Here is a 13,973-nt window from a genome sequence, read left to right as displayed (position 1 = left end):
AGATGTCATGACCATTGTCGTCGGGCTCGTTCCCACCCCCGCCGCCCGTGCCGCGCTCGACGAGGCAGTCCGGGAGGCGGGGTGGCGTGGCTCGCGCCTCATCGTCGTCAACGCCGCCCGCGCAGGCGCCTACGTCGACGACGACCTGCTCGGCGAGGAGGAGTGCAACGCGATCGCCGACCGGCTCACGGCCGGCGGGGTGCCGCACGAGATCCGCCGCGGTGACGGCGACGGAGACCCCGTCGACCAGATCCTCGCCGTCACCGAGGAGGTGGAGGCGGATCTGCTCGTCATCGGTATGCGGCGCCGCAGTCCCGTCGGCAAGTTCCTCCTCGGCAGCTCCGCCCAGCGCCTCATGCTCGACGCACGCTGCCCGGTGCTCGCCGTCAAGCACGGCTGAGCCGCGACGCTGGGTGGTGCAACGACCAGGCACCGCCCCGTGCCGCTGAGCGGTGGCCCGCGCGGGTCTGGCACAGGGTGTCGGCTCGCTCAGCAGCCCTGGCTCGTCCACGAGCTCGGCGAGCGCCGGCCGTACTCCCGTTCAGGTGGTGCGCCCCGCTCGCTGCGCAAGGAGCGCGCAGGCGCCGCCGGTGGCTGGACGACAAGGTGGGCGCGGCCGGGTCAACGCACGGCGGTCTTCGAGTCGCGGGCCCGGTTCATCACCGACCGGCTGGAGGGGCTGACCGACCAGGAACGCCCGGGCCGGCGACTCCTGGTCGGCAAGGGGCAGGCTGAGGGGTACACGTTCTCCGTCCGGCCCGGTCGTCGTGGAGAAGAAGTCAGACGTGGCGGTCTGTACCCGGAGCCGCCCGAGACCGCGTGGTGCGGCGCACGCCTCAGACGCACGCCTCAGACGCACGCCTCAGACGCACGCCTCAGACGCACGCCTCAGGCGCGGGCCTCGACGGGCGGCTTGACGGAGAGGACGGCGCAGCCGGCGTCGAGCAGCACCTGCTGGGCGGTGCTGCCCATGAGGAGCTTCCCCACCGGCGACCGCCGTCGCAGCCCGATGACGAGCAGCTCGACGTCGTCCTCGTAGCTCAGGTCGACGAGCTGGTCCGCGGCGGAGCGCCCGTCCGCGGCGCCGCGGAGCTCGACGGGCACGTCCCGGGCCGCCGCGGCGCGCCGCACCTCGGCGATGGTGTCGGGGTCGGCGGCGCCGCCCGCCCCGTGGTCGCTGCGCTGCTCGGAGACCACGACCAGCGTCGTCGCCGCCTTGGCCGCCTCGTGGACGGCCCGGTCCAGGGCCGCCCGGCCCGCCGCGGTCGGCACGAAGCCCAGCACCACGCTCATGCGTGCACCTCTCTCGTCGGTCCGCCGGGCAGCGCGGCGGGCGCGGCCGCCGTCATGCACGGTCCAGCGCGGGGCGCTTGGGGTCGAATGTCCATCCCGGCAGCAGGTACTGCATCGCGACGGCGTCGTCGCGGGCGCCGAGGCCCTCGGCGAGGTAGAGCTCGTGCGCGGCCTCGAGGCGGTCGAGGTCGACCTCGACGCCCAGGCCGGGCGTGGTGGGCACGTCGATGCCGCCGCCCGAGATCACCAGGGGCTCGCGGGTGAGCCGCTGGCCGTCCTGCCAGATCCAGTGGGTGTCGATGGCGGTGATCTCCCCGGGCGCGGCCGCGGCCGCGTGGGTGAACATCGCCAGGGAGATGTCGAAGTGGTTGTTCGAGTGCGAGCCCCAGGTCAGGCCCCACGCCTCGCACAGCTGCGCCACACGGACGGCGCCCTGCATCGTCCAGAAGTGCGGGTCGGCCAGCGGGATGTCGACGCTGCCCAGGGCGACGGCGTGCCCGAGCTGGCGCCAGTCGGTGGCGATCATGTTGGTCGCCGTGCGCAGCCCCGTCGCGCGCCGGAACTCGGCCATCGTCTCGCGGCCCGAGTAGCCGTCCTCCGCCCCGCAGGGGTCCTCCGCGTAGGCGAGCACGTCCCGCAGCCGGTGGCCGAGGGCGATGGCGTCCTTCAGGAGCCACCCGCCGTTGGGGTCCAGGGTGATCCGGGCGTCCGGGAAGCGCTCGGCCAGCGCGGTGACGGCCGCGGCCTCCTCGTCGCCCGGCAGCACCCCGCCCTTGAGCTTGAAGTCCTGGAACCCGTAGCGCGCCTGGGCGGCCTCGGCGAGGGCGACGACGGCCTCCGGGGTCATGGCCTCCTCGTGCCGCAGCCGGGACCAGTCGTCGGCGGCGTCCGGCTCGGAGCGGTAGGCCAGGTCCGTGCGGCGCCGGTCGCCCACATAGAAGAGGTAGCCGAGCACCGGCACCCGGTCCCGCTGCAGCCCCTCGCCCAGCAGCGCCGCGACCGGCACCTCGAGGAACTGGCCGAGGAGGTCCAGCAGCGCCGCCTCCACCGCGGTGACCGCGTGGACGGTGGTGCGCAGGTCAAAGGTCTGCAGGCCCCGCCCGCCGGCGTCGCGGTCCGCGAAGCGGCGGCGGATCTCGCCGAGCACGCCCTGGTACTGGCCCACGGGCCGGCCGATCACGAGGTCGGCGGCCTCCTCGAGCGTGCGGGTGATCGCGGCGCCGCCCGGCACCTCGCCCACCCCGGTGCGCCCGGAGGAGTCGGTCACCACCACGACGTTGCGCGTGAAGTAGGGGCCGTGCGCGCCGGAGAGGTTGAGCAGCATGGAGTCGTGCCCCGCGACCGGGACCACGCGCATCGCGGTCACCACCGGGGTGCCGGTCGCGGCGGACGTCGTCCGCGTGGGGCTGGGTGTCGTCGTCGTCATCTCGCCTCGTTCTTTCCGTTCGGAGGGTCCGTGCGGGCGGTCAGCGGCGCCCGAGCTCGCCGTCGACGCGGCGCCACAGCCCCAGCGGGTTGCCGTCGCGCAGCTCTGCGGGCAGGAGGTCCGCGGGGACGTCCTGGTAGCTGACCGGGCGCAGGAACCGCTCGATCGCCCGCGTCCCCACCGAGGTGGTCGCCGGGGCGGACGTGGCGGGGAACGGCCCGCCGTGAACGACGGCGTGCCCCACCTCGACGCCCGTGGGCCAGCCGTTGAACAGCACGCGGCCCGCCACGAGCTCGAGCTCGGGCAGCAGGGCGGCGGCCAGCTCGTGGTCGCCAGGCTCGGCGTGGACGGTGGCCGTGAGCTGGCCCTCCGTGCGCCGTGCGATCTCGAGGAGCTGCTCCGCGTCGCGGACCCGCACCACGAGCGAGGCGGCGCCGAACACCTCTTCCTGGAGGTCCGGGTCGGCGAGGAAGGAGTCGCCGTCGGTCTCGAACAGCCAGGTCCGGCCGGGCGCCGTGATCTGCGCGTCCTCGCCGCCGCAGGCCACGGTGGCGACGGCGGCGGCGGAGCGCAGCCGCTCGACCCCCTGCGTGAAGGCGGACTGGATGCCGGCGCTCAGCATCGGGGCCGCAGGCTGCTGCCCGGCGGCCGCAGCGGCCGAGGCGAGGAAGCGGTCCAGGTCCGCGCCGTCGAGGGCGAAGACGAGGCCCGGGCTCGTGCACAGCTGGCCGACCCCGGTGGTCACGGAGGCGACGTAGGCGGTGCCGATCTCCTCGGCCCGCCCGGCAAGCGCGCCGGGGAGCAGGAAGACGGGGTTGACGCTGGACATCTCGGCGTAGACCGGGATCGGGACGGGACGCCGCTGGGCCGCCTCGACGAGCGCCAGGCCGCCGGCGCGGGAGCCGGTGAAGCCGACGGCGCGGATGCGCGGGTCCGTGACCAGGGCGGTGCCGAGGCCGCGGCCCGAGCCGAGGAGGAGGGAGAAGGTGCCCTCCGGCAGCCCCGAGGCGGCGACGGCGGCGCGCACGGCCCGCCCGACGAGCTCGGAGACGCCGGGGTGGGCGCTGTGGCCCTTGACGATCACGGGGCACCCGGCGGCCAGCGCCGAGGCGGTGTCACCGCCGGCGACGGAGAACGCGAGGGGAAAGTTGCTCGCGGAGAACACGGCCACCGGCCCCAGCGGCACCTTGCGCTGGCGCAGGTCCGGGCGGGGCAGCGGGGTGCGCGACGGCAGGGCCGGGTCGATCCGGGCACCGAGCCAGCTGCCCTCGCGCACGACGGCGGCGAACAGGCGCAGCTGGTTGGTGGTCCGCGCCAGCTCGCCCTGCGCGCGCGGCGCGGGGATGCCGGTCTCGGCGGTGACCCGGTCCACGATCGCGGAGCCGACGGCGTCGAGCTCGGTGGCGATGCGCTCGAGGAACGCCGCGCGGGTCTCCAGGTCAGTGGCGCGGTAGGCGGGGTAGGCCGCCCAGGCCAGCGCGGCGGCGGCCTCGACGTCCTCGACCCCGCCCAGGCCGTGGGCGGGGTCGAGCGCCTCGCCGGTGCGGGGGTCGACGCCCCGGACCTCGCCGTGGGTGCCGCGGACGTCGCGGGCGCCGATGAGGAGGTCGCCGGTGAGCCCGGTCGTGGTCTGCTGGGTGCTCATGCACTCACCCCTTCGCTCAGGACCTGCGGGGACATGGCCTTCTCGATGAGGGCGGACAGTTCCGCCAGCTCGGCGGGCTCGAGGTCTGTCAGCGGCAGGCGCACCGGCCCGGCGGGCCGGCCCACCGCGGTGAGGCCCGCCTTGACGATGGAGACGGCGTACCCGGCCCGGTGGTTGCGGATGTCGAGGTAGGGCAGGACGAAGTCCCGCAGGCCCGCGTAGACGGTGTCCACGTCGCGGGCGAGCACGGCGCGGTAGAAGCGCTGGGCCCAGACCGGCGCGAAGTTGAAGATCGCCGAGGAGTAGGTGGTCACCCCCATCTCCAGGTAGGGCAACGCGTAGGTCTCGGCGGTGGGCAGGCCGCCGACGTACAGCAGCCGGTCGCCGAGGTTCGCGTAAAGGCGGGTCATGAGGTCGACGTCACCGATGCCGTCCTTGAACCCCACGAAGTTCGGGACGGTCGCGGCGAGCTCCTCGACGGCCGCGGCGCTGAACTGCGCGTTGGCGCGGTGGTAGACGACGACGCCGAGGTCCGTCTCGGCGCACACCGCCCGCACGTGCTCCACCAGGCCGGCCTGGTCGAGCTCCGTGAGGTAGGGCGGGCACAGGAAGATGCCGTCGGCGCCTGCCGCGTCACCGTCGCGGACCATGGCCCGCGCCTGTGCCGTGCCGTAGCCGGCCGGGGCGATGATCGGCACGCCGGCGGGCGCGGCCTCGACCGCGGCGCGCACGACCTCGCCGACCTCGGCCGGGGTGAGGCAGAAGAACTCGCCCGTGCCGCCGGCGGCGAACAGGGCGGAGGGTCCGTGCCCCGCCAGCCAGGAGACGTGCTCCTGGTAGGCCGGCCGGTCGAAGGCGTGGTCGGGGGTGGTGTGGGTGACGGGGAAGGACAGCAGGCCCGATCCCATCGTCAGCTTCAGCTCGTCGGGCGTGTAAGAAGTCATGGTGTGTGGCTCCAGCGTCGGCGGTGGTGACTTAGGACGTTAGGCCCGAGTGTCATACCTGTCCAACACCCGTCTGGCATGGGACGATGCACAACAGGTATCAATGAGGGTGAGGGGTCGGAGATGTACACGCTGGAGCAGGTTCGCGGCTTCGTCGCGGTGGCCGAGGAGGAGCACTTCGGCCGGGCGGCGGACCGGCTGCAGATGACGCAGCCGCCGCTCAGCCGCCAGGTGCAGAAGCTCGAGCGCGAGATCGGGGTGCCCCTCTTCGAGCGGACCCACCGCGGCGTGCGCCTGACCCCCGGCGGCCGGGTCTTCCTCGACGAGGCCCGCCGGCTGCTCGGCCTGGCGGAGGCGGCGCCGCTGCTGGCCCGCAGCGCGTCGACCGGCACGGCGGGGGCGGTGCGGATCGGGTTCACCGCCGTCGCGGCCCTGACGGTGCTGGGGTACTGGGCGCGGGCCGCGGGCAAGCACCTGCCCGACGTGGACCTGATCCTCACCGAGATGGTCACCCGCGAGCAGGTCGACGCCCTGCTCGCCGGTGACATCGACGTCGGCCTGGGCCGGGGCATCCCGCGGGTGGACGTGCTCGCCGCCCGGCGGGTGCACGCCGAGTCCCTGATCCTCGCCGTTCCCAGCGACCACCCGCTCACCGCCCTGGGCCGGATCCCGCTGCTGGCGGACATCGGGACGCACGACGTGGTCACGTACGCCCCGTCCGAGGCGCGCTACCTGCACGAGCTCGTGGTGGCGGCCTTCGCCGGGGCGGGCATCACCCCCCGCTACGTCCAGCACGTCACCCAGGTCAACAGCGTGCTCTCGCTGGTCGACGCCGGCGTGGGCGTGGCCCTGGTGCCCGCCTCCGCCGCCGCCCTACGCCTGCCCGGGCTCACATTCCTGCCCGTGGCCGGGATGCCGCCGAACACCGTCCAGGCGCACTGCGTGTGGCGGCGCGACAACGACAACCCCGCGCTGGCGTCGCTGCTCCAGCTGGTCTGAGTGCCGGCGGCGGGCGGCCCGAGCCGCCCAGAGCCGCGCCGCGACGCCGCGCGCGGTGCTGCCCCCCGCATACCGCCGCGCGGTGCCGCGCCGCGCCGTGCCGTGCCGTGCCGCCCGGGAGGAAGTACCCCCTGAATCGGAGCACCTGGGCACGGAGTCCTTGACAAGGCACGTACGGGTACCCCTAACTTCTGTCTACGGACGCAGACCGCGTTCATCCTCGTAGACACCCATCCTCCTGCGGGACGGCGGGCCGAGAACGACCTTGGCCCCGGCTAGTCCCGTGGAGCTCACCCCCACCGTCGACCGAGAGGCCGGCGCCGATCCCCACCGTCGACCGAGAGGCCGGCGCCGATCCCCACCGTCGACCGAGAGGCCGGCGCCGATCCCCACCAGCGCAGTCAGCCGCCACGCCGACCCCGGCGTCGCCCGAGCCTCAACGGAGAGACCATGACCAGACCAGCGCAGCCCCTCCTCGCCCGGCCTCGCGCCCGGCGCGCCGCCGTCGCGACGCTCGGCACCGCCCTCGCCCTGAGCGCCTGCTCGGTGGCCAACTCCGGTGACGCGGCGACCGGCGGCGCCGGGACCGGCGGCGACTCCGCCAGCACCGTCCGCATCGTCCTGCCGCAGGAGCCGCCGTCGCTGGAGGCCTGCGACTCCTCGCTCACCTCCGTGGGCGTGGTGCTCCGCTCCAACGTCACGCAGCCCCTCGCGGAGCGCAACGCCACCACCGGGGAGCTCGAGCCGCTGCTCGCGACGGAGTGGGCGTCGACGTCGGACACGGAGTGGACCTTCACCCTGCGCGACGACGTCACGTTCTCCGACGGCACCGCGTTCGACGCCGAGGCCGCGAAGCACTCCATCGACCGCATCTTCAGCCCCGACCTGACCTGCGACGTCAACGGCGGCATGTTCGCCGGTACCACGCTGACCACCGAGGCCGTGGACGCGACCACCCTCAAGGTGACGACGGACGTGCCGGACCCGATCCTGCCGCTGCGGCTCTCGTTCGTGGAGATCGTGCCCGCCTCAGCCTCCACGACCGAGGAGGTCCGGGAGTCCGTCGGCACCGGGCCGTACAAGATCGCAGACTGGCAGACCGGCATCAGCGTCACGCTGGAGCGCAACGAGGACTACTGGGGCGAGGCGCCCGCGTACGACTCCGCCGAGTACGTCTGGCGCGACGAGGGCACGGTGCGCGCGGCGATGGTCACGGCCGGCGAGGCCGACCTGGCTACCGGGCTCGGGCCGGACGACGGCGCGGGGGACACCGCCGTGTCCTACCCGAACAACGAGACCACCGCGGTGCGCCTGGACGCCAGCCAGCCGCCCCTCGACGACATCCGGGTGCGACAGGCCGTCAACTACGCCATCGACAGGGACGGCATCGTCGGCTCCCTGTTCAGCGGTCTCGGCGAGCCGGCCGGTCAGCTGATCCCGGAGGGGATCATCGGCTTCGACCCCGCCGTCACGGCGTGGGAGTACGACCCGGAGAAGGCCAAGTCCCTCATCGCCGAGGCCAGGGCCGCCGGTGCGCCCGTCGACAACGAGATCACCCTGATCGGCCGCAACGGCCAGTTCCCGAAGATCGCGGAGACCGTCGAGGTGCTCCAGAGCCAGCTCGCCGAGGTCGGCCTCAACGTCTCCATCCAGATGGTGGACACCGCCGAGGCCCTGCAGTACCAGGTCAAGCCGTTCCCCGAGGACCGCGGCCCCGTCGCCCTGGTGATCCAGCACGGCAACCAGGCCGGTGACGCCAGCTTCACCATGGCGCAGTACATGCGCACGGACTCGCAGGAGTCGACGACCGGCACGCCCGAGCTCGACGCGCTGATCAACGCGGGCAACCAGGCCGAGGGTGACGCCCGGCAGGTCGCGTTCGCCGAGGCGCTGGCGTACGAGCGGGAGAACATCACCCAGTTCGCCGACCTCGCCCACATGACCGGCATCCTCGCCCGCGGGCCGAAGCTGGACTACGAGCCCAACTCCTCGACCGGCGACGAGATGCGTCTGGCCGAGATGCGCCCGGCGAGCTGAGGAGACACCCATGCTGACGTTCCTGCGGCGCCGGGCCGTCTCGAGCGCGATCCCCCTGATCGTCGTGGTGCTGGGAGTCTTCCTCCTCGCACGCCTCTCGGGCGACCCCGCCAAGCTCTACCTGCCGCTCAGCGCCACCGCTGAGATGCGGGAGGAGTTCACGGTCCGCAACGGCTTCGACCGCCCGCTGCTGGTCCAGTTCTGGGACTACGTCACCAACGTGGCCCAGCTGGACTTCGGGCAGTCGTTGCGGACCGGGCAGGACGCCATGGGCATGGCTCTCCAGGCCTTCCCGGCCACGCTCCAGCTCGCCGCGACGACGATGATCCTGGCGGTCGTGGGCGCCGTCGTCGTCGGCAGCTGGGCGGCCTACCGGCCCAACTCCCTCGCGGACCGGGTCGCCAGCTTCACGTCGATGGCGGCGGCCAGCGTCCCCGACTTCTGGGTCGCCATCATGGGCGTGCTCGTCTTCGCCGTCACGCTCGGGTGGCTGCCGACGTCGGGTGTCCAGGGGTCCGCGGCCTGGGTCCTCCCGATCGCCACCCTCCTCATCCGCCCCTTCGGGGTGCTCGTTCAGGTGGTGCGCGGGGCGATGGTCTCGGCGCTGTCGGCGCCCTACGTCAAGGTCGCGCGCAGCAAGGGTGCGGGGGAGCTGCGGGTCGTCCTCGGCCACGCCCTGCGCAACGCCGCGGCGCCGGCCCTGACCGTGGCCGGCGACCTGACGGTCGGCCTCGTCAACGGCGCCGTCGTCGTCGAGACCATCTTCGGGTGGCCCGGGATCGGCAAGCTGATGATCGACTCCATCCTGCAGCGGGACTTCGCCGTGCTGCAGGCGGCGGTGCTGGTGACGGCCCTGACGATCTTCCTCCTCAACATCCTCATCGACATCGGCTACGCCTTGCTGGACGCGCGCGTCCGGGAAGGGGTGCTGACATGACGAAGGAAGGCCTCATGTCCACCAGGACGGACGACGCCCACGCCGAGCCGGTCGACGACGCGGCGGGCGGTGGCGGCGCCGTCGCCACCGCCGTGGCTCCCGAGAGCCGGCCGCCGGCCGGCCGGCCCGCGTGGTGGCGGCTGCTCCTGCGCGACCGGCTGGCCACCGCGGCCGCGCTCGTCCTGGCCGTCATCCTGCTCACCGCGGCCGTCGGCCCCTTCCTCATCGGCGACCTCGCCACCCGGCAGGACCTGACGCACATCAACCGGGCCCCGTTCACCCTCGACTCGGGCTGGGCCTACGTGCTCGGCAGCGACTCCCTCGGCCGCAGCCTCCTGGGCCGGCTGATCGAGGCCGCCGGGACGACGCTCTCGGTGGCGCTGCCGGCGGTGTGCGTCTCCCTGGTGGTCGGCGGGACCTGGGGGATGTGGGCCGGCTACCACCGCGGCTGGCGCGAGAACGTCTCCATGCGCATCGCCGACGTGATCCTCAGCTTTCCCTCGCTGCTGCTCGCCGTCGTCGTCCTCTTCATCTTCGAGCCCTCCGCCGCCAACATCGTCGCGGTGCTGGCGCTGACGCGGATCCCGATCTACCTGCGCACCGCCCGCGCCGAGGCCTCGGAGCTGCAGAGCCGGCTCTTCGTCGACGCCGCCCGCACGTTCGGCACGCGCAGCGGCGCCACGATCCGCCGGCACGTGTTCCCGATCGTGCTGCCGACCCTGCTGACGGTGGCGACGCTTGACTTCGCGTTCGTCATGCTCACCGAGTCCTCGCTCAGCTTCCTCGGCATCGGGATCCAGCCGCCGGAGATGAGCTGGGGCCTCATGGTCGCCCAGGGACGCCAGTACCTGCAGAGCGCCTGGTGGATCTCGTTCTTCCCGGGCCTCGCGATCGTCGTGACCACCGCCTCGGCCACGATCCTCTCGTCGTGGCTCCGTCTCGCCACCGACCCCGGGCAGCGCTGGCGCCTGACGCTGCCCCGCACGCGCCGCGGCCCCCGCGCCGCCGCACTGGAGGTCCAGCCATGAGCAGCACCGGCACCGCCGAGCCCACCACGGCCGCCACCCGGCCCGCGCGCAAGGGCCTCGAGGTCGAGGGCCTCACGGTCGAGCTCCGCACCCCCCGGGGCGAGATGCGCGTCGTCGACGACGTGAGCTTCTCGGTCCGACCGGGCGAGACCCTCGCCCTGCTCGGCGAGTCCGGGTGCGGGAAGTCCATGACCGCGCTCGCGGTCTCGGGCCTGCTCGACCCGGTCGCCCAGGTCGCCGGCGGCCAGGCCCGCCTGGACGGCACCGACGTGCTCGCGCTCAGCCGCAGGGCCCGGCGCAGGCTGGCCGGCCCGGGGATGGCCATCGTCTTCCAGGACGCGCTCACGGCCCTCAACCCGGTCCAGACGGTCGGCGCCCAGCTCTCCGAGCCCTTCCGGATCCACGAGCGCCTGAGCAGGAGGCAGGCGCGTGAACGCGCGGTCGAGCTGATGGAACGCGTGGGCATCCCCGAGCCGCGCACCCGCCTGCGGGCCTACCCCCACCAGTTCTCCGGCGGGATGCGCCAGCGCCTGCTCATCGCGATGGCCGTGGCCCTGAACCCGACCGTGCTCATCGCCGACGAGCCCACCACCGCCCTCGACGTCACCGTGCAGGCCCAGATCATGGCCCTGCTGCGGGACCTGCGCGCCGAGCGTCAGATGGCCCTCATCCTCATCACCCACGACCTCGCCGTCGTGGCCGAGGAGGCCGACCACGTGGCCGTCATGTACGCCGGCAAGGTGGTGGAGACGGGGCCGGTGGCCGAGGTCTTCGCGCACCCGCGCCACCCCTACACCCGCGGCCTGCTGGACTCCGTCCCCGTGCACGTCGAGCGGGGCGCGCAGCTGCGCTCCATCCCCGGCAGCCCGCCGGAGCTGCACGCGATCCCGGCCGGGTGCGCGTTCCAGGCGCGGTGCCCGATGGTCCGGGAGCTGTGCCTCACCACCCGCCCGGCGCTGCGGCCCGCGGCGGCCGGGCACGAGGCCGCCTGCCACTTCTCCGAGGAGCTCGCCCATGTCTGAGCAGGTCCGCCGGCCCGCCGGGACGGGAACCGCAGTCGCCGACCCCGTCCTGGACGTCACCGACGTCGCCAAGGTGTTCCGCGTCGCGAAGGGCCCGTCCGGCAACGACCGCCTGCGGGCGCTCGACGGCGTCAGCCTCACCCTCGGGAGGGGGGAGACCCTCGGCCTCGTCGGGGAGTCGGGGTGCGGGAAGTCGACCCTCGCCCGGGTGCTCATGATGCTGGAGAAGCCCGACGGCGGCACCGTCCGCTTCGACGGCACGGACCCGTTCGGCCTGCGGGGCGCCGCGCTGCTGGCGTTCCGCCGCCGCGTGCAGATGGTCTTCCAGGACCCGTTCGCGTCCCTGAACTCCCGGATGACCGCGGCGGAGATCATCGCCGAGCCCTGGCTGACCCACCGGGACATGTACCCCTCCCGCCGGGACCGGGCCGCCCGCGTGCGTGAGCTGCTCCACCTGGTGGGGCTGCGGCCCTCCGACGGCGAGAAGTACCCGCAGGAGTTCTCCGGCGGCCAGCGCCAGCGCCTCGGCATTGCCCGCGCGCTGGCCCTCGACCCGGACGTCATCGTCCTGGACGAGCCGGTCTCCGCGCTCGACCTCTCCGTCCAGGCGCAGGTGCTCAACCTCCTCAACGACCTCCAGGAACGCCTGGGGGTGAGCTACGTCTTCATCTCCCACGACCTGTCCGTCGTCCGGCACGTCGCGGACCGCGTGGCCGTGATGTACCTGGGCAAGATCGTCGAGACCGGGTCCACCGAGCAGGTCTTCGCGCACCCGCGCCACCCGTACACGGCCGCGCTGATGTCCTCCGCGCCGTCGCTGGACCCCGCCGCGGCCCGGACCAAGATCCTGCTCCAGGGCGAGATCCCCTCGCCGCTCGACCCGCCGTCGGGCTGCCGCTTCCGGACCCGGTGCTGGCAGGCCACGGACCACTGCGCCACCGCCGTGCCGCCGCTGGCGCCCGCACCCCTCGAACCCGACCACCTGGCCGCGTGCCACTACCCGCTGGAGGCCCTCTCGTGAGCACCGATGCAGCAACGAACACCGGGACGACGGCAGAGGGCGCCCGGGGTGGCGCCGCTGCGGAGGCCACGGAGAACGGCGCCGACGCGGCGGCCCGGCTCGGCCTGAGCCGGGCCGCGTACGCGGCGCTCCACCACGTCAGCACCGCGACCCTGACGACCCAGCTGATGGGGCACGGGCTGCGCAACACCTTCCTGGCGGGGCTGACGTTCGCGAACCCCGCCCGGCAGCGGCTCGTGGGACAGGCCTTCACCATGCGGTGCATCCCGGCGCGCGAGGACCTCGACGTCCTGGCCGTCTTCCAGGACTACGACCACCCCCAGCGCAAGGCGGTGGAGTCGGTGGGCCCGGGCGACGTGCTCGTCATCGACGCCCGCGGCCAGCGGCGGGCCGCCTCGCTCGGCCACATCCTCGCGACCCGGCTGCGGGTGCGCGGCGCCGCCGGCATCGTCACCGACGGCACCGTCCGCGACATGGCCGGGATGGAGGAGCTCGACCTGCCGGTCTTCTCGGCGGGTGCCGCCCCGACGACCAACCTCGCGGTGCACCACGTGGTCGACATGCAGCTGCCCGTGGCCTGCGCGGAGGTCGCCGTCTACCCCGGGGACATCCTCGTGGGCGACCGGGACGGCGTGGTGTGCGTCCCGCGCCACCTCGCGGAGACCGTCGCCCTGGCGGCGCTCGAGCAGGAGCGACTCGAGGACTTCGTCCTCGCCCGCGTGGAGGGCGGCAGCCCGCTGCGCGGGACGTACCCGCCCGACGAGGACACCATGCGGGACTACCGCGCACAGACCGACGCGGCGCGCGCCGGAGCGTGACCGACGGGGGACTGCTGGTCATCGCGCTGGCGGTGGTGTTCGCCTCCTGCCTGCAGTCCTCCATCGGCTTCGGCCTGGGCCTGCTGGCGGCGCCGGTGATCGCCCTCGTCGACCCCACGCTCCTGCCCGGCACGCTGGTGCTCCTGGCCACCGGCGTGTGCATCCTCGGCGCGGTGCGTGAGCGCGCCGACATCGACTTCCGCGGCACCGGCTGGGCGCTGCTCGGCCGCCTGCCCGGCACGGCCCTCGGGGCCGTGCTGGTCGTGGTGCTCCCCGCCCGCGGGCTCGCGCTCATGCTCGCCGTCACCGTCCTCGGCGGGGTGCTGCTGAGCGTGCGGGGCTGGCGGCCCACGCCCACCCGCGGCGCCCTCGTGGTCGCCGGGGCGGCCTCCGGCCTGATGGGGACCGCGACGTCGATCGGGGGGCCGCCGATGGCGCTCGTCTGGCAGGACTCCTCGGGCGCCCGGCTGCGCGGGACCATGAGCGCCTTCTTCCTGGCGGGCTCGGTCGCCTCGCTGGTCGCCCTGGTCACGGTCGGGGCGATCGACGCGCGGACGCTGCGGATGGCAGGGGTGCTCGTGCCCGCGATGCTGGGCGGTTACCTGCTCTCCCGGTTCGTCAACCGGCGCCTCGACGCCAGGCGCGTGCGGGGTGTGGCGCTCGTGGTCTCGACGCTCGGGGCGCTGCTCGTCGTCGTCGACCAGGTTCTGTAAGCCGGTCCTGCAGGCGCTCCGGTGCAGGCGCTCCGGTGAGTGCAGGCGCTCCGGTGAGCGGGTCCGGCGAGCGGTCCCGGGAGCGTCCGG

Annotated in this window: 13 protein-coding genes; 9 read left to right on the top strand and 4 right to left on the bottom strand. The window is 74.0% G+C overall.

Annotated features, from left to right (window positions below; all coding sequences use genetic code 11):
* Positions 1-7 precede the first annotated feature (7 nt).
* Positions 8-400, top strand: coding sequence for a universal stress protein (locus tag EJK16_RS13780; RefSeq protein WP_127130249.1), 393 nt, complete (start codon positions 8-10; stop codon positions 398-400).
* A 488-nt stretch (positions 401-888) separates the two neighbouring features.
* Here EJK16_RS13780 and EJK16_RS13775 read toward each other — a convergent pair whose 3' ends face one another.
* From EJK16_RS13775 to kdgD, 4 genes are read right to left on the bottom strand one after another with little or no spacing between them, the layout of a single operon-like run.
* Positions 889-1,293, bottom strand: a complete 405-nt coding sequence (locus EJK16_RS13775) for a universal stress protein (RefSeq protein WP_127130247.1) — start codon at positions 1,291-1,293, stop codon at positions 889-891.
* A 52-nt stretch (positions 1,294-1,345) separates the two neighbouring features.
* Positions 1,346-2,719: a glucarate dehydratase gene (gene gudD, locus EJK16_RS13770; RefSeq protein ID WP_127130245.1), complete on the bottom strand. Its 1,374-nt coding sequence runs from the start codon at positions 2,717-2,719 to the stop codon at positions 1,346-1,348.
* Between the two features lie 40 nt (positions 2,720-2,759).
* The gene (locus EJK16_RS13765; RefSeq protein WP_127130243.1) at positions 2,760-4,364 is read right to left on the bottom strand and encodes an aldehyde dehydrogenase (NADP(+)); all 1,605 of its coding nucleotides are present in this window, start codon (positions 4,362-4,364) and stop codon (positions 2,760-2,762) included.
* Positions 4,361-5,308 carry a 5-dehydro-4-deoxyglucarate dehydratase gene (gene kdgD, locus EJK16_RS13760; protein ID WP_127130241.1) on the bottom strand — a complete coding sequence of 316 codons (948 nt, stop codon included), beginning with the start codon at positions 5,306-5,308 and terminating at the stop codon, positions 4,361-4,363. The genes EJK16_RS13765 and kdgD overlap by 4 nt, the downstream gene beginning before the upstream one ends.
* 123 nt (positions 5,309-5,431) lie before the next feature.
* Here kdgD and EJK16_RS13755 point away from each other — a divergent pair, with 123 nt between their 5' ends.
* From EJK16_RS13755 to EJK16_RS13720, 8 genes are all read left to right on the top strand, one after another.
* Positions 5,432-6,307 (top strand): LysR family transcriptional regulator, encoded by an 876-nt coding sequence (locus EJK16_RS13755; RefSeq protein ID WP_127130239.1) that lies wholly within the window; start codon positions 5,432-5,434, stop codon positions 6,305-6,307.
* 450 nt (positions 6,308-6,757) lie between these two features.
* Complete coding sequence (locus EJK16_RS13750) at positions 6,758-8,344, top strand: ABC transporter substrate-binding protein (RefSeq protein ID WP_127130237.1); 1,587 nt, start codon at positions 6,758-6,760, stop codon at positions 8,342-8,344.
* 10 nt (positions 8,345-8,354) lie between these two features.
* Complete coding sequence (locus EJK16_RS13745) at positions 8,355-9,281, top strand: ABC transporter permease (protein ID WP_127130235.1); 927 nt, start codon at positions 8,355-8,357, stop codon at positions 9,279-9,281.
* Positions 9,282-9,295: 14 nt separating this feature from the next.
* A complete protein-coding gene (locus EJK16_RS13740) occupies positions 9,296-10,309 on the top strand; it encodes an ABC transporter permease (protein ID WP_127130233.1) in 1,014 nt (337 codons plus the stop codon).
* Positions 10,306-11,331: an ABC transporter ATP-binding protein gene (locus tag EJK16_RS13735; RefSeq protein ID WP_127130231.1), complete on the top strand. Its 1,026-nt coding sequence runs from the start codon at positions 10,306-10,308 to the stop codon at positions 11,329-11,331. Before EJK16_RS13740 ends, EJK16_RS13735 begins: the two co-directional genes overlap by 4 nt.
* Positions 11,324-12,352, top strand: a complete 1,029-nt coding sequence (locus EJK16_RS13730) for an ABC transporter ATP-binding protein (protein WP_127130229.1) — start codon at positions 11,324-11,326, stop codon at positions 12,350-12,352. Before EJK16_RS13735 ends, EJK16_RS13730 begins: the two co-directional genes overlap by 8 nt.
* Positions 12,349-13,170, top strand: a complete 822-nt coding sequence (locus EJK16_RS13725) for a ribonuclease activity regulator RraA (RefSeq protein WP_240646062.1) — start codon at positions 12,349-12,351, stop codon at positions 13,168-13,170. The genes EJK16_RS13730 and EJK16_RS13725 overlap by 4 nt, the downstream gene beginning before the upstream one ends.
* Positions 13,167-13,883 carry a sulfite exporter TauE/SafE family protein gene (locus EJK16_RS13720; RefSeq protein ID WP_127130227.1) on the top strand — a complete coding sequence of 239 codons (717 nt, stop codon included), beginning with the start codon at positions 13,167-13,169 and terminating at the stop codon, positions 13,881-13,883. The genes EJK16_RS13725 and EJK16_RS13720 overlap by 4 nt, the downstream gene beginning before the upstream one ends.
* Positions 13,884-13,973 lie beyond the last annotated feature (90 nt).

Source organism: Georgenia sp. SYP-B2076, from assembly GCF_003991205.1.
GTDB lineage: Bacteria > Actinomycetota > Actinomycetes > Actinomycetales > Actinomycetaceae > Georgenia.
Note: the sequence above shows the minus strand (reverse complement) of the source record. Positions and strands in the feature narration are given on the sequence as shown.

Bases quoted from the DNA above. Each gene is read 5' to 3' on its own strand.
- EJK16_RS13780 (WP_127130249.1), top strand. From the start codon at position 8: ATGACCATTGTCGTCGGGCTCGTTCCCACCCCCGCCGCCCGTGCCGCG.
- EJK16_RS13775 (WP_127130247.1), bottom strand. From the start codon at position 1,293: ATGAGCGTGGTGCTGGGCTTCGTGCCGACCGCGGCGGGCCGGGCGGCC.
- gudD (WP_127130245.1), bottom strand. From the start codon at position 2,719: ATGACGACGACGACACCCAGCCCCACGCGGACGACGTCCGCCGCGACC.
- EJK16_RS13765 (WP_127130243.1), bottom strand. From the start codon at position 4,364: ATGAGCACCCAGCAGACCACGACCGGGCTCACCGGCGACCTCCTCATC.
- kdgD (WP_127130241.1), bottom strand. From the start codon at position 5,308: ATGACTTCTTACACGCCCGACGAGCTGAAGCTGACGATGGGATCGGGC.
- EJK16_RS13755 (WP_127130239.1), top strand. From the start codon at position 5,432: ATGTACACGCTGGAGCAGGTTCGCGGCTTCGTCGCGGTGGCCGAGGAG.
- EJK16_RS13750 (WP_127130237.1), top strand. From the start codon at position 6,758: ATGACCAGACCAGCGCAGCCCCTCCTCGCCCGGCCTCGCGCCCGGCGC.
- EJK16_RS13745 (WP_127130235.1), top strand. From the start codon at position 8,355: ATGCTGACGTTCCTGCGGCGCCGGGCCGTCTCGAGCGCGATCCCCCTG.
- EJK16_RS13740 (WP_127130233.1), top strand. From the start codon at position 9,296: ATGTCCACCAGGACGGACGACGCCCACGCCGAGCCGGTCGACGACGCG.
- EJK16_RS13735 (WP_127130231.1), top strand. From the start codon at position 10,306: ATGAGCAGCACCGGCACCGCCGAGCCCACCACGGCCGCCACCCGGCCC.
- EJK16_RS13730 (WP_127130229.1), top strand. From the start codon at position 11,324: ATGTCTGAGCAGGTCCGCCGGCCCGCCGGGACGGGAACCGCAGTCGCC.